Annotated in this window: 18 protein-coding genes; 7 read left to right on the forward strand and 11 right to left on the reverse strand. The window is 58.5% G+C overall.

Translation table 11 applies throughout. The annotated features are described in order from the left end of the window. Nucleotides 1-57 precede the first annotated feature (57 nt). Genes ABRP84_RS05310 through rpmH form a run of 7 tightly spaced genes read right to left on the reverse strand, consistent with a single transcriptional unit; the run spans nucleotide 58 to nucleotide 4,390 of the window. Complete coding sequence (locus tag ABRP84_RS05310) at nucleotides 58-1,098, reverse strand: ParB/RepB/Spo0J family partition protein (protein WP_023024595.1); 1,041 nt, start codon at nucleotides 1,096-1,098, stop codon at nucleotides 58-60. A gap of 6 nt (nucleotides 1,099-1,104) precedes the next feature. Continuing rightward, nucleotides 1,105-1,953 carry a ParA family protein gene (locus ABRP84_RS05315; RefSeq protein WP_349852948.1) on the reverse strand — a complete coding sequence of 283 codons (849 nt, stop codon included), beginning with the start codon at nucleotides 1,951-1,953 and terminating at the stop codon, nucleotides 1,105-1,107. Between the two features lie 10 nt (nucleotides 1,954-1,963). Then, entirely contained in the window at nucleotides 1,964-2,563 is a 600-nt protein-coding gene (rsmG, locus tag ABRP84_RS05320; protein WP_034659477.1) for a 16S rRNA (guanine(527)-N(7))-methyltransferase RsmG, read from the reverse strand. 33 nt (nucleotides 2,564-2,596) lie between these two features. After that, complete coding sequence (gene yidC / locus ABRP84_RS05325; RefSeq protein ID WP_023024601.1) at nucleotides 2,597-3,580, reverse strand: membrane protein insertase YidC; 984 nt, start codon at nucleotides 3,578-3,580, stop codon at nucleotides 2,597-2,599. Between the two features lie 13 nt (nucleotides 3,581-3,593). After that, the gene (gene yidD, locus ABRP84_RS05330) at nucleotides 3,594-3,875 is read right to left on the reverse strand and encodes a membrane protein insertion efficiency factor YidD (protein WP_239269565.1); all 282 of its coding nucleotides are present in this window, start codon (nucleotides 3,873-3,875) and stop codon (nucleotides 3,594-3,596) included. After that, nucleotides 3,863-4,243 carry a ribonuclease P protein component gene (gene rnpA, locus ABRP84_RS05335; protein ID WP_349852949.1) on the reverse strand — a complete coding sequence of 127 codons (381 nt, stop codon included), beginning with the start codon at nucleotides 4,241-4,243 and terminating at the stop codon, nucleotides 3,863-3,865. Before rnpA ends, yidD begins: the two co-directional genes overlap by 13 nt. 3 nt (nucleotides 4,244-4,246) lie before the next feature. Next, nucleotides 4,247-4,390: a 50S ribosomal protein L34 gene (rpmH, locus tag ABRP84_RS05340; RefSeq protein WP_005275994.1), complete on the reverse strand. Its 144-nt coding sequence runs from the start codon at nucleotides 4,388-4,390 to the stop codon at nucleotides 4,247-4,249. A gap of 673 nt (nucleotides 4,391-5,063) precedes the next feature. Here rpmH and dnaA point away from each other — a divergent pair. The 5 genes from dnaA (at nucleotide 5,064) to gyrB (ending at nucleotide 12,559) form a co-directional block, all read left to right on the forward strand. Continuing rightward, a complete protein-coding gene (gene dnaA, locus ABRP84_RS05345; protein WP_023024606.1) occupies nucleotides 5,064-6,764 on the forward strand; it encodes a chromosomal replication initiator protein DnaA in 1,701 nt (566 codons plus the stop codon). 619 nt (nucleotides 6,765-7,383) lie between these two features. Continuing rightward, complete coding sequence (gene dnaN, locus ABRP84_RS05350; protein ID WP_023016404.1) at nucleotides 7,384-8,565, forward strand: DNA polymerase III subunit beta; 1,182 nt, start codon at nucleotides 7,384-7,386, stop codon at nucleotides 8,563-8,565. Continuing rightward, complete coding sequence (recF, locus tag ABRP84_RS05355) at nucleotides 8,565-9,755, forward strand: DNA replication/repair protein RecF (protein ID WP_023024609.1); 1,191 nt, start codon at nucleotides 8,565-8,567, stop codon at nucleotides 9,753-9,755. The genes dnaN and recF overlap by 1 nt, the downstream gene beginning before the upstream one ends. After that, nucleotides 9,752-10,321 carry a DciA family protein gene (locus tag ABRP84_RS05360; protein ID WP_023024611.1) on the forward strand — a complete coding sequence of 190 codons (570 nt, stop codon included), beginning with the start codon at nucleotides 9,752-9,754 and terminating at the stop codon, nucleotides 10,319-10,321. The genes recF and ABRP84_RS05360 overlap by 4 nt, the downstream gene beginning before the upstream one ends. Nucleotides 10,322-10,489: 168 nt before the next feature. After that, nucleotides 10,490-12,559: a DNA topoisomerase (ATP-hydrolyzing) subunit B gene (gyrB, locus tag ABRP84_RS05365; protein ID WP_023024613.1), complete on the forward strand. Its 2,070-nt coding sequence runs from the start codon at nucleotides 10,490-10,492 to the stop codon at nucleotides 12,557-12,559. Nucleotides 12,560-12,652: 93 nt separating this feature from the next. Here gyrB and ABRP84_RS05370 read toward each other — a convergent pair whose 3' ends face one another. From ABRP84_RS05370 to ABRP84_RS05385, 4 genes are read right to left on the reverse strand one after another with little or no spacing between them, the layout of a single operon-like run. Next, nucleotides 12,653-14,152: an MFS transporter gene (locus tag ABRP84_RS05370; RefSeq protein WP_023024615.1), complete on the reverse strand. Its 1,500-nt coding sequence runs from the start codon at nucleotides 14,150-14,152 to the stop codon at nucleotides 12,653-12,655. Nucleotides 14,153-14,212: 60 nt separating this feature from the next. Next, the gene (locus ABRP84_RS05375; RefSeq protein WP_023024618.1) at nucleotides 14,213-14,650 is read right to left on the reverse strand and encodes a DUF6918 family protein; all 438 of its coding nucleotides are present in this window, start codon (nucleotides 14,648-14,650) and stop codon (nucleotides 14,213-14,215) included. 11 nt (nucleotides 14,651-14,661) lie between these two features. Further along, complete coding sequence (locus ABRP84_RS05380) at nucleotides 14,662-14,919, reverse strand: hypothetical protein (RefSeq protein ID WP_023024620.1); 258 nt, start codon at nucleotides 14,917-14,919, stop codon at nucleotides 14,662-14,664. After that, complete coding sequence (locus ABRP84_RS05385; RefSeq protein WP_005276020.1) at nucleotides 14,916-15,137, reverse strand: hypothetical protein; 222 nt, start codon at nucleotides 15,135-15,137, stop codon at nucleotides 14,916-14,918. The genes ABRP84_RS05380 and ABRP84_RS05385 overlap by 4 nt, the downstream gene beginning before the upstream one ends. Nucleotides 15,138-15,215: 78 nt before the next feature. Between ABRP84_RS05385 and gyrA the strand changes: the two genes are divergently transcribed. Then, the gene (gene gyrA / locus ABRP84_RS05390; protein ID WP_023024624.1) at nucleotides 15,216-17,771 is read left to right on the forward strand and encodes a DNA gyrase subunit A; all 2,556 of its coding nucleotides are present in this window, start codon (nucleotides 15,216-15,218) and stop codon (nucleotides 17,769-17,771) included. Nucleotides 17,772-17,774: 3 nt separating this feature from the next. Continuing rightward, nucleotides 17,775-18,113: a DUF3566 domain-containing protein gene (locus tag ABRP84_RS05395; protein WP_023024626.1), complete on the forward strand. Its 339-nt coding sequence runs from the start codon at nucleotides 17,775-17,777 to the stop codon at nucleotides 18,111-18,113. Nucleotides 18,114-18,133: the final 20 nt, after the last annotated feature.

Consider the following 18,133-nt stretch of genomic DNA (forward strand, 5'->3'; position numbering starts at 1 on the left):
GAGGGCACTAACTTTGGGAATTCGGCAGGCACCTGGGGAACCTGCCACAGGAGCAGGTTATTTATCCCGCTCCATCAGCGCCATGATGCGCTCGAAATCCTCCTGGTCGCCGAATTCTACGACCATCTTGCCCTTGCGCTTACCCATGGTCACGGTGACCTTAGTATCGAAACGATCTGAGAGGCGCTCGGCCGAGTCGGTGAAAAATTGCGGCTGTGGTACCTGGGACTTCTTCTTATTCTCCGCGGGTTTCCCGTCGCGCTTATAAAGCGTCACGGCTTCCTCGGTGGCGCGCACGGACAAGCCCTCTGAAATAACCCGGTCCGCGATGTAGTCCATCGCTTCCTTATCGTCCAGGCCCAAGATAGCGCGGGCGTGACCGGCCGAAAGCGTTCCTGCGGCGACTCGCTTCTGCACGTCCACCGGCAACCGCAGCAGGCGGAGCATATTGGTCACCTGTGGGCGCGAGCGGCCAATGCGGTCCGCTAATTCGTTCTGGGTGACCCCGAACTCTTCCAAGAGCTGCTGATAAGCGTGTGCCTCTTCCAAAGGGTTGAGTTGGACGCGGTGGATGTTTTCCAGCAGGGCATCGCGCAGCAGGTTGTCGTCTTTGGTGTCGCGCACGATGGCAGGGATGGTGGCCAAGCCAGCCTTGGAGGAGGCTCGCCAACGACGCTCACCCATGATGAGCTCGAATCCGCCCTCCTCGGAGGGGCGGACCACGACCGGCTGTAGGAGGCCGAACTCGCGGATGGAGTGAACCAGCTCGCTGAGCTCATCTTCGTCAAAAACGGTGCGCGGCTGCTTGGGGTTGGGGACGATTTCCCCCACGGAAATCTCGCGGTAAGTCGCACCGATTGCTGCCGGTGTAGCTTGCCGCTTCTTGGAGGCCTTGGAGCTGGAACCCTGTTGAATGGTGGGAGCGCCCTTTACGCGCTTCTCGCCGCGCGCCTTGCGCTCACTATTTCCCGTAGAATTTCCCAGGATAATATCTGCGGCGGAATCACCCAGCCGTGGTTTGCGGGTGGGTGCGTCGGGGCCGGACGGGATGAGAGCGGCTAGGCCTTTGCCTAGGCCACCTTGCTTTTGTTCTGCCATGAAATCCTATCCTTCCAATTCCGCATAAATTTCGGGGCTCACGCCAATCGCTCCCGTGGTGGGATGCGGGCGATAATCACCGCGCCTATTGAGCTCGCGAGCCGCGGCGAGGTACGCCCGTGCGCCGGTGGACGAAGGGGCGTAATCAATCACCGTGGTCCCGTAACCAGGCGCCTCTGAGACGCGCACTGAACGCGGGATGACGTTGCCCATGACAACGGCGCCAAATTGCTCGCGGACGTTATCGGCCACATCTTCGGCCAAACGTGTACGTGCATCATACATGGTAAGGAGCACCGCAGAGATATGCAGATCTTCATTGAGGTGCTCACGAATCATCGTAATATTGCCCAATAACTGGCCCACGCCCTCCAGTGCGTAGTACTCACACTGGATAGGAATGATGACTTCCTCCGCGCACGTCATGGCATTGATCGTCAACAAACCCAAAGAAGGCGGGCAATCAATAAAGACGTATTCAAAGCCGTGTTCTTCTAGGAACCCGTTATGGAGGGCATCGTAAAGCCGAAACTCGCGGCGCACGAGAGATACCATCTCAATTTCCGCGCCGGCAAGATCGATAGTCGCGGGGATGCAAAAAAGGTTGGAATTATGCGGGGAAGCCTGCATGGCCTTTTCCGCAGTGCAATCGCCCAAGAGCAATTCATAGCTGGAATCGGTTCCTGAGCTATGTTCCGCGCCCATGGCGGTCGATGCGTTTCCCTGGGGGTCAAGGTCAATGACCAATACCTTCTTGCCTTCAGTAGCAAGGGCTGCGGCCAAGTTGGCGGCGGAGGTGGTTTTACCTACGCCGCCCTTCTGGTTAGCAATGGTGATAAGGCGCGGATTAGTCATGCCGTCTACTTTAGTTCACGCGCGGGACACGGATAATCGTGGTTCCGTGAACGGTCGTGACCTCGGCCTTTCCGCCGCCGGCCTTCTTAATATCCGCGGCATCGCGCTCCAGCTCTTCGTGTACTGAAGAACCTTTCAGCGCGATCATTTCCCCGCCTTTGCGCACCAAGGGAAGAGACCACTTTGCCAGTTTTCCCAGGGGAGCTACCGCACGGGAGGTCACGACGTCCGCGCCGGCCACTGCCTTTTTAATGGGGCCTTCTTCGGCGCGCCCGCGCAGCACGGTGACGTTATCTAATCCCAGCTTTTCGGTCACCTCATTGAGGTAGTTATAGCGCTTCAAAAGCGGCTCAATGAGCGTGATGTGCAGGTCTGGGCGAGCGATGGCCAGCGGGATGCCGGGCAATCCGGCACCAGAGCCGACATCGATAACCGTGGCGCCTTCCGGAATGACTTGTTCAATAACTGCGCAGTTTAAGATGTGGCGCTCCCATAGGCGCGGTACCTCGCGCGGGCCGATAAAACCACGAGTGGACCCGTCTGTAGCGAGCGAATCGTGGTATTCCTGCGCGAGCGGCAGGCGAGAGCCAAATACTGCAGACGGGTCCATCTCGGACACTATGAGAATCTCCTCAGTAGCTGTTTAGTTGTCGTTCTTCCGCTGTTTCTTCGTGCGGTTGTCTTTCTTGCGAGCGCCAGGCTTTGGAGCGGTAGTGCGCTTGGCCTCAATCTTAGCGGCCTCTTCCTCTTCTTCTTCGCGGTCCATCTTGCCGTAGATGATGCGGGTCTGGAAGAAGGTCCACACGGTGTTGGACAGCATGTAGAACAGCAAACCGATGGGCCAGATGAAGCCGGAAAAGATCAGCATTGCGGGCATGACCCACAGCATCATCTTGGACATCATTGCCATCTGCTGCTGCATCATTTCCGCATTCTGACCCTGCGGGGCGGAAGTCTTGCCCTGGGCGCGGCGCTTTTCTTGGCGGTTCAGGCTCATGCGCGCGTTAAAGTGCATCAGCACCACAATGACGGCAATCATCGGCACAATGATGAACGCCGCCTGGGTGGTAGTGGTAACGCCTTCCACCAGGGGCGAGTTCAGGCGGAGGTTAGTAACCAGCGGAACGCCAAAGATCTTGGCATCCAAGAACTGCTGGACGAGCTCCGGTTTAAAGATGTAGTTCGCGGTATTGGCGTTGGCCTCAATGGACATCGGTTCGCCGCTGGGGTGTCCAATGCCGCCGGCTACAGCAACCGTGCGGTCGAACGAGCGCAGCACGTGGAAAAGACCAATGAACATTGGAATCTGCACCAAGACCGGAAGGCAGCCGGCCATCGGGCGAACGCCAGATTCCTTATAAACCTTCTGCATTTCCTGCGCGGCTCGAGCCTGATCGTTGCCGTACTTCGCGCGGATTTCCTGCACCTTGGGCTGGATTTCCTGCATCTTGCGTGAAGATCGAATCTGGCTCACGGTGGGCTTGACCATGAGCGCCTTCAGCGTCCAGGTCAGCAGCACGATGGCCAAAATCCACGTAATGCCCCATGCGGGATCCATTACGAGGGATAGCAGCCAGTGCCAGAACCATAAAACGGCCGAAATTGGCCAGTAAATGAAATTAAGCACGAGTGTTTAATCCTCAGTTGTTGTTGGTGACCGGTACCGGGACTGGATCGAATCCGCCCGGATGCCAGGGCCCACATTTGCACACCCTAGCCATTGCCATCGCCGTACCTTTAAACGCGCCATGTCTGGACAACGCCTCTAAAGCATAAGCACTGCATGTCGGTTCGAACCGACAGGTTGATACCATCTTAAGGCCCGAGACATGTTTTTGGTAGAAACGAACCGCTTTAACCAACGGTGCGGCCAGTCCGGAGGCTGCAGGAATTTCTTCCCCACGGGTATTTAAATATCCCATTGCTTGCGCAGCGCCTTAGTAATATCTTTTTCTAATTGCTCACTGGTGGCGGTCGCGCTTGCAGGTAGCGCACGAATCACAACATCCACGCCCGCTGGGAGCTTGGGGATGAGCGTCATGCACACATGGCGAAGCCGCCGGGAGGTGCGGTGGCGTACCACTGCATTCCCGACGGCTTTAGAAACAATGAGGCCGAATCGCGGCCCGGTGGCCGCGATCTCGGCCGGATTGCCCATGGTGCCAGTGGAATTCGCACTCATGGTGTCGCGCGCATGCACGACGACGGTGCGAGTGCCCTGCCGGCGACTGCCCTTCATCGTCCGCCGAAATTGCGGCGGCGATGTGAGCTTGTGGTGGGCTGGCAGCATGACTTATGCGGACAGCTTTGCGCGGCCCTTCTTGCGGCGAGCGGCCACAATTGCACGACCGGAGCGGGTGCTCATGCGAGTACGGAAACCGTGCTTACGTGCACGGCGACGGTTGTTCGGCTGGAACGTGCGCTTACCCTTTGCCACGTCAATTCTCCTTGAAGTTGTACGTGGACATACTGCCGCCGCAAAACGGCAGCACATCCACTGATGAATGGATTCCATGAACCTGACGCGTCACTGTTATCTAAACGCTCGGCGAGCTCTGGTAAGCCCTGCCAATGCGAAGTGACGCTGTCCTGTTCACGCGCAACTCTCTGTTGCAATAGACCATGCCAGATTACGTGATTTAAACCGCTGGAAACAAATCGACACTCGGGTACACCCGAAATTACATAAGTGTTTTTTCCTGCAGCTAGAAGGCCAGTTTTGGCGCTCATCCTGCGGCTAATCCAGCGCGTCGCGATGGTCCATAGCCGCTTGCATTTTAAGTATAAATCTTCCGTTAGACACACCCGCCTTCGCGGCGGTAGAACTAAGTAATCGAATTCCACAGCTAGCAAACCGTTGTGGATAACTCTAAATAACCACTTGAGAGTTTTAGTATTTCCGCAGTACAACGCTATAAAGTGGTCTATCACAAGTTATCCACAGCCATGCACTAAGCTGTGAATAACTATTTCTTCCACACCTGTGGATAACTCTGTGGAGATCGAGGTGACTCGATAAAAACCACTGTGAAAACCGCGGTGGAATCCACCGTGGAATTTGTTATTTACTGTCCACCCGTCCCCGAGAGAATTATTGAAGGTAGCCCGTTGTGACTGAACCACAAGCGAACCTAGAAGCTGTCTGGCGCGCGATCGTCGATGATCTGCTCGCGCAATCCGAGCAGCCCAACTCTGAGGTCCCGAGCTTTTCGCATACGCAACGCCTCTACCTGCAGTTGGTTCGCCCGATCATGATGGTGGAAGGCTACACGCTGGTCGCAGCGGAAAATGTCAACGCCAAAGAAGTTGTAGAAAATGAGCTCGGCGGATACATCTCCAAGGCCCTTACCCGCCACCTTGGCCGCCCGTGTTCCTTCGCCGTCACCTTGGCTACCCCGCAGGAGCCGCAACCCCCGGCTAACCCGTCGAATTCGCAACCGGCACCGGGAGGGGCATCGCCAAGCGGGCAGGCTCCTTCTTCCCAGCCCGACCCGCAGGCACAGCACATGCCGCCGGCACAGACTGATACTTCTTCCGCGCAAAATTACGTCTCCCGCCCCCAACAAACGGATGCGGCGGCAGCCCGCGGAAACAACAACCCCACCGCAGGTCAGGCCCCGCCTAATTGGCGCTCCAGCCATGCCCCGGCAAGCCTGGATGAATTGGCGGAGCACTACACCAGCCAGCAGGACTATAACCGCCAGCAACCAGAGTTCGGCGGATCTGCGAATGCCGCGCGCATTCCGCGAGAGGCCCCAGCGCACGATCCCAACCGGGAGACCTCGCTAAACCCGAAGCACACTTTTGAAAGCTTCGTCATCGGCTCTTCGAATCGTTTTGCCAATGGCGCGGCGGTGGCGGTGGCGGAAAATCCCGCCCGCGCCTACAACCCGCTCTTTATCTGGGGTGGTTCTGGTCTAGGAAAAACGCACCTTTTGCATGCCGCGGGCAACTACGCACAGGTGCTGCACCCAGGGCTGCGCGTGAAATACGTGTCCTCGGAAGAATTTACGAATGACTATATTAATTCCTTGCGCGATGACCGCCAGGAATCCTTCAAGCGGCGCTACCGCAACCTCGATATTTTGATGGTGGATGACATCCAGTTCTTAGAGGGCAAGGAATCCACGCAGGAGGAGTTCTTCCACACCTTCAATGCGCTACACCAGGCCAATAAACAAATCATTTTGTCCTCGGACCGCCCGCCAAAACAGCTCACCACGCTGGAGGATCGCCTGCGCACCCGCTTTGAGGGCGGGTTGATTACGGATATTCAACCGCCCGATCTGGAAACCCGCATTGCCATTTTGATGAAGAAGGCCGCCGCCGATGGCACTGAGGTGGATCGCTCCGTCCTGGAGCTCATCGCTTCGCGCTTCGAGTCTTCCATTCGCGAGCTTGAGGGCGCGCTCATTCGCGTATCCGCCTACTCGTCCCTGGTCAATGAGCCGATCAACGTGGAAATGGCAGAAATTGCGTTGCGCGATCTCGCGCCGGATTCTGCTGACCGGCAAATTACGGCAGCCTCCATCATGGAGGTCACCGCGGAATACTTCGATATTGATGTGGAAACCCTGCGCGGTGCCGGCAAGAAGCGCGCGGTGGCCCATGCCCGCCAGTTGGCGATGTACCTCTGCCGCGAATTGACTGAGCTATCGCTGCCCAAGATTGGCGAGCAATTCGGCGGCAAGGACCACACCACGGTGATCTATGCCGATCGCAAGATCCGCAAAGAGATGACGGAAAAGCGCAATACCTACGACGAGATCCAGTCCCTGACCCAGCGCATCAAGAATCGCGGTCGCGCCTAGATCAAACGAACCACCCAGTGGCGCCTTCCTTAAATAACAGGAAGGCGCCATTTTTGTAAGCAGGCGGTGCGCTTGCCGATGCCCTCCACCTTCCACCGCCGCCTACCAGCGCCTATGTCCCTGCAAAGACCGCATAAACAGCTATCCACAGAGTTATCCACACCTGTGTAATTTCATGGATGTAATTTGTAGATTTTGCTCACAGTTTTAAATTCCACAGGCCCTATCCAGCACAGACGCCCCTGTGATCAGTGCTGTGTGCAGATCCGTGGAAAACTAGTACAGGCTGTGGATAAAACGATGACCCGCCAATTTATCCACACTACGGGCCAGTTGATCACAGCAAGATCACAAGAATTGGCACACCCCGGATCGCTGCGCTGAACTTGTCATTTACCCCGTTGATCACAGATCCCACAGCGCTTATTACTACTACTAAATTATTTCTCTGATCTTGTAAGTAGAAAGGGGATGTGTGGAATTGTGCCCGGGGCCGAGCACGCGGCGCTGGCTCGGACGGGCGGAGGGAAAATTACAAGGTTCACCGGATGCGGTAAGTTGGAAGCCAGCTTTTGAAAGTTACACATTCCTACCCCGCCAAAGAGGAGCTCTTCGCACCATGGATGAAGCCGTGTCATTTCGCGTTGCCAAAGATGACCTTGCCAACGCCGTAGCGTGGGTTGCCCGCAGCCTGCCTTCCAAGGTCACCCAGCCAGTGCTGCGCGCGATGCTTATCACCGCTGATGACAACGGCTTAGAGTTCACCGGCTTTGATTACGAGGTTTCTACCAAGGTGCGCATCGCCGGCATGGTGGATGAGCCCGGCCAGATCGCCGTTGCCGGTAAGTTGCTTTCCGATATCGTGGCTACCTTGCCCAATAAGGAAGTTGAGATCTCTCAGGTAGATTCCAAGGCTTTGGTTACTTGTGGGTCCTCCCGCTTCGAGCTACCGCTCATCCCGCTCGATGATTACCCGCAATTGCCAGTCCTGCCTGAGGTCACCGGCACGATCCAACCGCAGCTCTTCGCAGAGGCCATCCAGCAGGTGGCATCCGCAGCCGGCAAGGATGACACCTTGCCCATGCTTACTGGCGTGCACATGGATATCCACGGCAAAGATATTGAGATGACGGCTACGGACCGCTTCCGCTTGGCCATGCGCACCCTGGAGTGGGAGCCGGCCGCTGAGGATGTAGAAGCAAAGCTCCTGGTCCCGGCAAAGACCTTGCAAGATACCGGCCGCAGCCTGGATCCGCATTTGAATATTCCCATCGAGATCGCGGTGGGTTCCGGCGATAATATCGGCGCCGATGGCCTATTTGGCCTGCACGCGGATAACCGAGAAACCACTACGCGCATGCTGGATGCGGATTTCCCAAACGTCCAGCCCTTGCTACCGAAGTCGCACACGAATATTGCCTCGGTTGAGGTGGCGCCGCTGCAAGAGGCCATTCGCCGCGTGTCCCTGCTGACGGACCGCAATGCGCAGATCCGCATGGAATTTGCCGATGGCCAGGTCACCCTGTCCGCCGGCGCCGATGCTGGTAATGCCACCGAGACGCTGCCGTGCGCGTTCCATGGCCGCGATGAATTCCTCATCGCCTTCAACCCGGGCTATTTGAAGGACGGCCTAGCGGTCATCAACACCGATCGCGTGGTCTTCGGGTTTACGGAGCCTTCCCGCCCCGCCATCATGATCCCGGAGCCAGAGGAACTGCCGGAAGCGGATGAGGATGGCAATTTCCCCACGCCGCAGACCAACTTCACCTACCTCTTAATGCCGGTTCGCCTGCCAGGTTAATGTTTATACGGGATCTCGATGTTCGGGATTTTCGCTCATGGCCCGAACTAAAGCTTGAGCTGGGCCCAGGGATTACTCTGTTTGTGGGCCGCAATGGCTTTGGCAAGACCAATATCGTGGAAGCCGTGGGCTATACCGCCCACCTGTCTTCCCACCGCGTCTCCCATGATTCGCCGCTGGTGCGCCAGGGCGCGCAGAGCGCGCGGGTGTCCCTTACTGCCGTGAACCAGGGGCGCGAATTAACCACCCACCTGCTGATAAAACCCCACGCCGCCAACCAGGCGCAGATTAACCGCACGAGGCTGCGCAGCCCGCGCGAGTTGCTCGGCGTGGTGAAAACGGTGCTGTTTTCCCCTGAGGATTTGGCCTTGGTGCGCGGTGAGCCCGCGGGGCGCCGCGCGTATCTCGATAGCATCATCGCCTCGCGCACCCCGCGCCTAGCTGGGGTTAAGGCGGATTATGACAAGGTATTAAAGCAGCGCAATGCGTTGTTGAAGTCGGCATCGGTAAGCTTGCGGCGCGGCTATGGCGATAGCGATGGCGCCTCGGCGCTATCGACGCTGGATACGTGGGATGCCCAGCTCGCGCGCTTAGGCGCACAGGTCATTGCGGCGCGCTTGGCGCTTGTCGATGCCCTCTTGGACCACATTCCCGCCGCCTATGCCGGCCTCGCACCGGAGTCGCGGCCTGCGCACGTGGAGTATAAATCCACCATTGATACCTCTGACCGCGAGGTGCTGGAGGCGGTCATGCTGACCGAGCTGGCTAATGCGCGGCAGCGCGAGATCGAGCGCGGAATCTCTTTGGTGGGCCCGCACCGCGATGACCTCGTGCTCCACCTGGGGGATCAGCCAGCCAAGGGTTTTGCCAGCCACGGCGAAACCTGGTCTTATGCCATCGCCCTGCGCTTGGCTGAGTTTGAGCTACTGCGCGAGGAGGGGGGATCCGATCCGGTCCTCATCTTGGATGATGTCTTTGCCGAGCTCGATGCCAAGCGCCGCACTCAGCTGGTTCACCTGGCCGCCACGGCAGAACAGGTGCTAATTACCGCCGCGGTGGATGAGGACTTACCGGATAACCTGGAGCCCATCGTGCGTTACCGGGTAGGAGTGGAAGATACGGACCAGGGGCGCATTTCCACCCTGCACACGGAAGAAACCGCGGGAGAGGATAGCGAGGAAGAGGCATGAGTGAGGAAGAAGGGGAAACCGGCACGCAGCGCACGGATCCCGTCACCCAATACTTCCGCTTGGTGCGCTCTACCTCGAAGAACCCGCCGAAGCTTACGCGCCCGGTGCCGAAGATGCCGGTGCCCTCCTTGGAGGATGCCCAACAGCAGAACTATCGCGGCTACCAGGTAGGCAGGCCTACCGGCGCCGATGGCAGGAGGCCGCGGCGAAAGATCGACGTGCCGAGCCTGGGCGCACAGATTAAAAAGGAGATTTCCCACCGCGGCTGGGAGCATGAATTAGCGCACGGCTGGGTGATGGGAAATTGGGAAAACCTGGTGGGCGAGCGCATCGCCGCCCATACGCAGCCGCAAAAAATCAAGGACAAGATCGTCTACATTTCCTGCGATAACTCCACCTGGGCCACGGAATTGCGCTACCTGCAGCGGGAAATCCTGCGCAAAATTGCGGACCGGCTCGGCCCCGATGTCATCGCTGAACTGCGGATTCATGGCCCGCGGCAGCAGCGCAATTACGAGGGGCGGCAGTGGGTGAAACCGCAGGGATCGCAAGATACCTACGGCTGATAAGTGGCTGATAGGCGCAGGTTAGCTCTGCCCTTTAAAAGATAAATAACCACAGAGCGCGCCACATAGCTACCTCTGGCCGGTGTGGGGTGTCATTCAGTAGGGGGTATGCGTGTAGAATAGTGAAAGTCTTAGAATTAGCTATAGCCAAAAGGAGAGCACGAATCCGTGGCTGAAGAACACGCATATGATGCTGGATCAATTACGATCCTGGAAGGTCTAGAGGCCGTCCGCAAGCGCCCCGGTATGTACATCGGTTCTACCGGATCGCGCGGTTTGCACCACCTTATCTGGGAGATCGTCGATAACTCCGTCGATGAGGCCATGGCAGGCTTCGCGGACAAGGTCACCGTCAAGCTTTTGGAAGACGGCGGCGTCGAGGTCATCGATAATGGCCGCGGTATCCCGGTGGAGATGCACGCCTCCGGTGCGCCGACCGTCCAGGTGGTCATGACGCAGCTGCACGCCGGCGGTAAATTCGACTCCGATTCCTATGCCGTTTCCGGCGGTTTGCACGGCGTCGGCATTTCCGTGGTCAACGCCTTGTCCACCCGCGTGGAGGCGGAGATCAAGCGTGAGGGCAAGCACTGGTACCAAAACTTCCAGAACGCCATCCCGGATGACCTTGTAGAAGGCGGCAACGCCCGCGGTACCGGTACCAAGATTCGCTTCTGGGCGGATCCGGAGATCTTTGAAACCACCGAGTTCGACTACGACACCATTGCGCGCCGCCTGCAGGAGATGGCCTTCCTGAACAAGGGCCTGACCATCGAGCTTATTGATGAACGCGTGACCGAAGAGCAGATCGAGCTCGAGGAAATCGCGGATGCGGAATCCGGTGAGGCGAGCGCGGATGAGACCTCCTTTGATGATGTCCCCGATGCCGGCGATACCTTCAACGAGGAATCCGACTCCAAGAACGTCACCAAGGCCGATAAGAAGCGCCGCAAGAAGATCACCTTCCACTACCCGGAGGGCCTGACGGACTACGTAAAATTCCTCAATAAGTCCAAAAACGCTATTCACCCCACCATCGTGTCCTTCGAGGCAAAGGCCGAGGACCACGAGGTCGAGGTGGCCTTGCAGTGGAATCAGGGCTATAAGCAGTCCGTGCACACCTTTGCCAATACCATCAATACCCACGAGGGCGGCACGCACGAAGAGGGCTTCCGCGCAGCTTTGACCTCCTTGATGAACCGCTATGCCAAGGAGCACAAGCTCATTAAGGACAAGGACGGCAACCTTTCCGGCGATGACTGCCGCGAAGGCTTGGCCGCCGTCATTTCGGTCAAGGTGGGCGACCCGCAGTTCGAGGGCCAGACAAAGACCAAGCTGGGCAACTCCGAGATCAAGGGCTTTGTGCAGCGCTCGGTCAACGAGTACGTCAACGACTGGTTTGATGCCAACCCGGCAGAGGCAAAGGCCATTATCAATAAGGCCGTCTCCTCGGCGCATGCCCGCATGGCAGCGCGCAAGGCGCGCGAGATGGTGCGCCGCAAGTCCGCTACCGATCTGGGCGGATTGCCCGGCAAGCTCGCGGATTGCCGCTCTAAGGATCCGCGGAGTTCGGAGCTTTATATCGTGGAGGGTGACTCTGCGGGCGGTTCCGCGAAGGCCGGCCGTGACTCCATGTTCCAGGCCATCTTGCCCCTGCGCGGCAAGATCCTGAACGTGGAAAAGGCCCGCATGGATAAGGTCCTAAAGAACGCCGAGGTCCAGGCCATCATCACCGCGTTGGGTACCGGTATCCACGAGGAATTCGATATCAAGAAGCTGCGGTACGACAAGATCGTGCTGATGGCGGATGCCGATGTGGACGGCCAGCACATCGCCACGCTGCTGTTGACTCTGCTCTTCCGCTTTATGCCGCAGCTGGTTGAGGATGGCCACGTGTACCTAGCTAACCCGCCGCTCTACAAGCTGAAGTGGTCCAAGGGTACGCCTGGTTACGCCTTCTCTGATGACGAGCGCGATAAGCTGCTGGCGGAAGGCCTGGAGCAAAACCGCAAGATCAACAAGGATGACGGCATCCAGCGCTACAAGGGCTTGGGCGAGATGAACGCCTCCGAGCTCTGGGAGACCACCCTGGATCCCTCCACGCGCCTGTTGCGCCGCGTGGACCTGGAAGACGCACAGCGCGCCGATGAGTTGTTCTCCATCCTCATGGGTGATGACGTGGCCGCCCGCCGCTCCTTCATTACCCGCCGCGCGAAGGATGTCCGCTTCCTGGATATCTAAATCGCTGGCCTAGCCCTGTGTGTGCAGTGGCTAGAGCAATAGAGCCCACCGTGAATAATTCCACGGTGGGCTCTAGCTATGGGGTGAGGAAATTTAGCTGCGGGAAGAGTGCTGATCAGCAAACCCAAAGCTCAAGGACACCAGACAGACGGCGATGATGACGCCGAAGCCGGTCATGATGGATACGGGCCAATCTCCGGAGGTGCTTTGGAGCATGGCAAAGACGATGGCGGTAATGACGGCCAGGCCAATGGCGGTGCCGATGCGCTGGCCGGTTTGCAGGACCGCGCCGGAGGAACCGGCGTAGTTGTCTGGTACCTGCGCCAAGGTCAGGGTTTGGTTAGGCGAGACCACGGCACCCTGGCCAAGCCCGATAAATGCCAAGGAGAGGATGAGCCACCATTCGCTTATTCCCCAGTGCGTGGTGCCCCAGACGAGTGCCACCGTGGCGATGAGGCCAAAGATCGTGGTCAGCATGCCGATGATGACCACCATGCGCCCGTAGCGCGAAATCTTGCGGCCCGCGATGGTAGCGGTAATGGAGTTGAGAAGCGCGGATGGAATGCCCACCGAGCCGGCCGCCAGGGCGGAGTAGCCCAGGCCATTTTGGAAGTACAACGCAACGAGCACCCAGATGCTGGTAATGCCCATAAACCACAACGTGGCGATGATGGTGCCATTGCGGAAGCTCGAGGTGGCAAAGATATTGAGATCCACCATCGGCGGGTGGCCGGTGGCCTTGTGGTGGCGCTCCCACAGCACCCACACGCCAATAAGCACGGCACCCGCCAGAAGCAGCCACCACACGGCAGGGGAACCAGTGGAGTCCATGAAGGGAAAGAGGATGCACCAGACCGCGGCACCAAGGATGAGCGCGCCGATGGGATCCAGGGTGGCCAGCGCCTTGAAGATGCCCAGCTTATTGCCCGCGGCATCGCGGACGCGTGAAAACAGCGGGCGTGGGAACCACATGAGGCCCAAGATGATGGCCAGCAGGCCGATCGGGGCATTGACCAGCATGGTCAGCCGCCATCCGTGGTCAGGGCCGCCGATCTTGATGAGGAAGCCGCCTAAGACCGGGCCGATGGCCACGGCGATTCCCACGGTGGCACCAAAGTATCCAAAGGCGCGGCCGCGCTCTTCCCCGCGGAAGTATTGCTGAATCATTCCCACGCCTTGGGGGTTCAGCAACCCTGCGCCAACGCCCTGGACAAAGCGCGCGATATTCAGAGAATGCGCATTCGGCGCGAAACCCGCCACGGCGGCGCTAATGGTGTAGACGGCGATGCCGAGCAGGAAGATGCCCCCGCGCCCCACGAGATCGCCGGCGCGCCCTGCGGCGACGAGGATCACGCCGAAGGTAAGCGCATAACCAGACAGCACCCATTGCACATCCGAATCCGTGGCACCAAGCCCAGACTGAATCGACGGCAGCGCCACGTTCACGATGGACACGCTAATTAGTGACATGAACACCGTGACCAGCACAATAATAAGAACCCGCCAGCGGGCGGGGTCTTGGCCGGCGGGGTAGTCGGTGCGGTTTGCTTCTGATGTCGACGATTTATGATGCGGGGAATAAGTCACTTCCACACTTATACTCCGCAGGCCAGATAACCTTCAACCGCAGGAAAACCGGTGGAAATTATTTATTTACATGTGCTTTTGTACTACGCGGCCGAATGCAGGAACTTCTGGGTTTAAGATTTTGGTGGCCTTGCCGTGCAGGGAATTATAGGGCTTGCGCAGTGCGGCGGAGTTTACCTTTTCCACGTGCTTATCTGCGATATTCATAATCTCATCGCTGACCTCTTCCTGGTGCGGTTCAAGGAAGGCGCCGAAATCCTCCTTCCCGCTTTCCACAAAGTCCTGCCACCGTTGATCCAGGGCATCGAGGACATCCGGCAGGATCCGCTCCAGCGCCTTGGGGACGACATTGGCATCGGCCTTTTTGGCGGCGGCCAATCCGCCTTTAATGGCCATGCCGGAAATGCCGGATTGGGAGGCGGCGACTTTTTCAACGAGATCCCCGCACTCGGCGATGAACTCGGTGCGGGTGGATCCATGCATCAAGGTCGAAAGGTGAGACATGGTGCCATACTTTACGCGAATTTAGTGGCCATATAGACGCGGGCGCAGTACTGCGCGAAGGTCTGGTTTCCAGCATTTAACGCTGGCACCTTTTCTAAAACCTCCGCCATGGCTTGAGCTGCCTGCTGCTCATCGCCGTGAATGGCTATGCCCTCCAAGCGCGCGGTGCTGGCAGCCGCGGCGGCCACCAAGGCGGAGTAATTGATGATGCGGAGCTTAAAGCGGGCACAAAACTCTTGGGCCACTAGGTACAGCTGTTCGGGGCTCATGACTGGGTCTTCCGCGCCCTGCGGATTTCTGCTTCTAGGTCCGCGCGGCCGGGGAGGAGATCGCGGGCGGTGGCTTGCACGTGGGCATCGGCAAGCGTGCGCGAGGCCGCCGCCACGATGGCACGCACCACCGCCTCGTGCTTGGAGGTCCCTTGCGCGGAGGCCAAGAGGGTAAGGGCGTGATCTTGTTCTGCGGTGAGCCGCAATGTCATTGCCATGCCTCAGTGATACCACAGTGATACCACCGGTGCGGCAAATAAGGCCGATAAAGCCCGGAGAAGGTAGAATTTGGCCTTATGAGTGACAATAACGACGATCTTTTTGATCGGATTTTTCCCATTGACATTAATGAGGAGATGGAGTCGAGCTATATCGACTACGCCATGTCCGTCATTGTGGGCCGCGCGCTGCCTGAGGTGCGCGATGGCCTAAAGCCGGTGCACCGCCGCATTCTCTACGCTATGTTCGATTCGGGTTACCGCCCCGAGCGCGGCTACGTGAAGTCCGCCCGCCCGGTCTCTGACACCATGGGTCAATTCCACCCGCACGGTGACTCGGCCATCTATGACACCTTGGTGCGCTTGGCGCAGTCCTGGAATATGCGCTACCCGCTTGTCGATGGCCAGGGTAACTTCGGTTCCCGCGGTAACGACGGCCCCGCCGCAATGCGTTATACCGAGTGCAAGCTCACCCCGTTGGCCATGGAAATGGTCCGCGATATTCGCGAAAATACCGTGGACTTCTCGCCCAACTACGATGGCAAGACCAGCGAGCCGGACGTCCTGCCGTCCCGCGTGCCTAACCTTTTGATGAATGGTTCCGGCGGAATTGCCGTGGGCATGGCCACCAATATCCCGCCGCATAACCTCAATGAGTTGGCCTCGGCCATCTACTGGCTGCTGGAGAACCCAGACGCAGACGAGGATGCGGCGCTCGCGGCCTGCATGGAACGCGTGAAGGGCCCGGATTTCCCCACCGCCGGCCTCATCGTGGGCGATCAGGGCATCAAGGATGCATATACCACCGGCCGCGGTTCCATCCGCATGCGCGGTGTGACCTCCATCGAGGAATCCGGTTCCCGGCAGACCATCGTCATCACGGAGCTGCCGTTCCAGGTCAACCCCGATAACCTCATCTCCAATATCGCGGAGTCCGTAGCCAACGGCAAGATCGCCGGTATTTCCAAGATCGAAGATGAGTCCTCTGACCGCGTGGGCATGCGCATTGTTGTGACGCTGAAGCGCGATGCTGTCGCCCGCGTGGTGCTCAATAACCTGTACAAGCACTCCCAGCTGCAGACCTCCTTCGGCGCTAATATGCTTTCCATCGTCGATGGCGTGCCGCGCACCCTGCGCCTGGATCAGATGCTGAGCAATTATGTTGCGCACCAGATTGAGGTCATCGTTCGCCGCACCCAGTACCGCCTGGATGAAGCCGAAAAGCGCGCGCACATCTTGCGCGGCTTGGTCAAGGCGCTGGATATGTTGGATGAGGTCATCGCCCTGATCCGCCGTTCGCCCACCGTTGATGAGGCGCGCGAGGGCTTGAAGGAGCTTCTCGATGTCGACGATATCCAGGCCGATGCCATCCTGGCGATGCAGCTGCGCCGCCTGGCTGCCCTGGAGCGCCAAAAGATCGTCGATGAATTGGCAGAAATCGAAGAAGAGATCGCAGACCTCAAGCACATCCTCGCCCACGAGGAGCGCCAGCGCCAGATCGTCCACGATGAGCTGGAGGCGATCGTCGAAAAGTACGGCGACGAGCGCCGCACCGAGATCCTGCCTGCCTCCGGCGAGGTCACCGATGAAGACCTCATTGCCCGCGAAAACGTCGTGGTTACCATTACCGCCACCGGTTATGCCAAGCGCACCAAGGTCGATACCTATAAGTCACAAAAGCGCGGCGGCAAGGGCGTGCGCGGTGCGGAGCTCAAGCAAGATGACATTGTGAAGAACTTTTTCGTCTGCTCCACGCACGACTGGATCCTGTTCTTTACCAACTTTGGCCGCGTCTACCGCCTGAAGGCCTACGAGCTACCAGAGAGCGGCCGCGCCGCCCGCGGTCAGCACGTGGCCAACCTGCTGGAATTCCAGCCGGAGGAAAAGATCGCCCAGGTCATTCAGATCCAGTCCTACGAGGATGCGCCATACCTGGTTCTGGCCACCCAGCAGGGCCGCGTGAAGAAGTCGCGCCTGACCGATTACGAGTCCGCTCGTTCCGCAGGGCTTATCGCCATCAACCTCAATGAGGGCGATGCGCTCATCGGTGCCCAGCTCGTTTCTGAGGGCGATGACATCCTGCTGACCTCTGAGCAGGGCCAAGCAATCCGCTTTACTGCCGATGACGACCAGCTACGCCCCATGGGACGTGCTACTGCCGGTGTGAAGGGCATGCGCTTCCGCGGCGATGACCAGCTGCTGGCGATGTCCGTCGTTCACGATGGCGAGTTCCTGCTCGTTGCTACCTCCGGTGGCTACGGTAAGCGCACCGCCATTGAGGAATACACCCCGCAGGGCCGCGGTGGCTTGGGCGTGATGACCTTCAAGTACACCCCGAAGCGCGGCAAGCTCATTGGCGCCATTTCCATTGACAAAGACGATGAAATCTTCGCCATTACCTCCGCCGGTGGGGTCATTCGCACCGAAGTAAACCAGATTCGTCCTTCCTCGCGCGCCACGATGGGCGTGCGCTTGGTTGACCTTGCCGATGATGTCGAATTGCTTGCCATCGACCGCAATGTTGAAGAAGATGGTGAGGAAGACGCGCAGGCTGTGGCCAAGGGCGAAAAGACCGTCGATGAGGTGCAGCAAGAGCACCACAAGACTAGCGATGCCTCCAAGGACGAGGAGTAGGACATGGAACGACGAGATGTAACCATCCACCACATTTCGCCCATCTCGGCGTTTCGCGTTGGTCTGGCCCTGTCACTCGTCGGACTCATCGCGTGGTTATTGGCCGTGTGCCTGCTGTACATAGGCCTGCACCAGGTGGGTATATGGGAGTCAGTCAATAGCCTCGTTGGTGGCGTAGGCGGCGGCTTTGAGGTCACCTTTGGCGTGGTGATCGCAGCCAGTGCGCTGATTGGCGTTATTTTCGCCGTCTTGTTCACCTTGCTCGCACCGCTGATGGCCGTAATCTATAACGCCATCGTGGATGTCCTCGGGGGGCTAAAGGTTAGCTTGGATGATATTTAGCCCACTGTGAGTAGGAGACA

The organism is Corynebacterium sp. KPL2861 (genome assembly GCF_040225475.1).
Taxonomy (GTDB): Bacteria; Actinomycetota; Actinomycetes; order Mycobacteriales; family Mycobacteriaceae; genus Corynebacterium.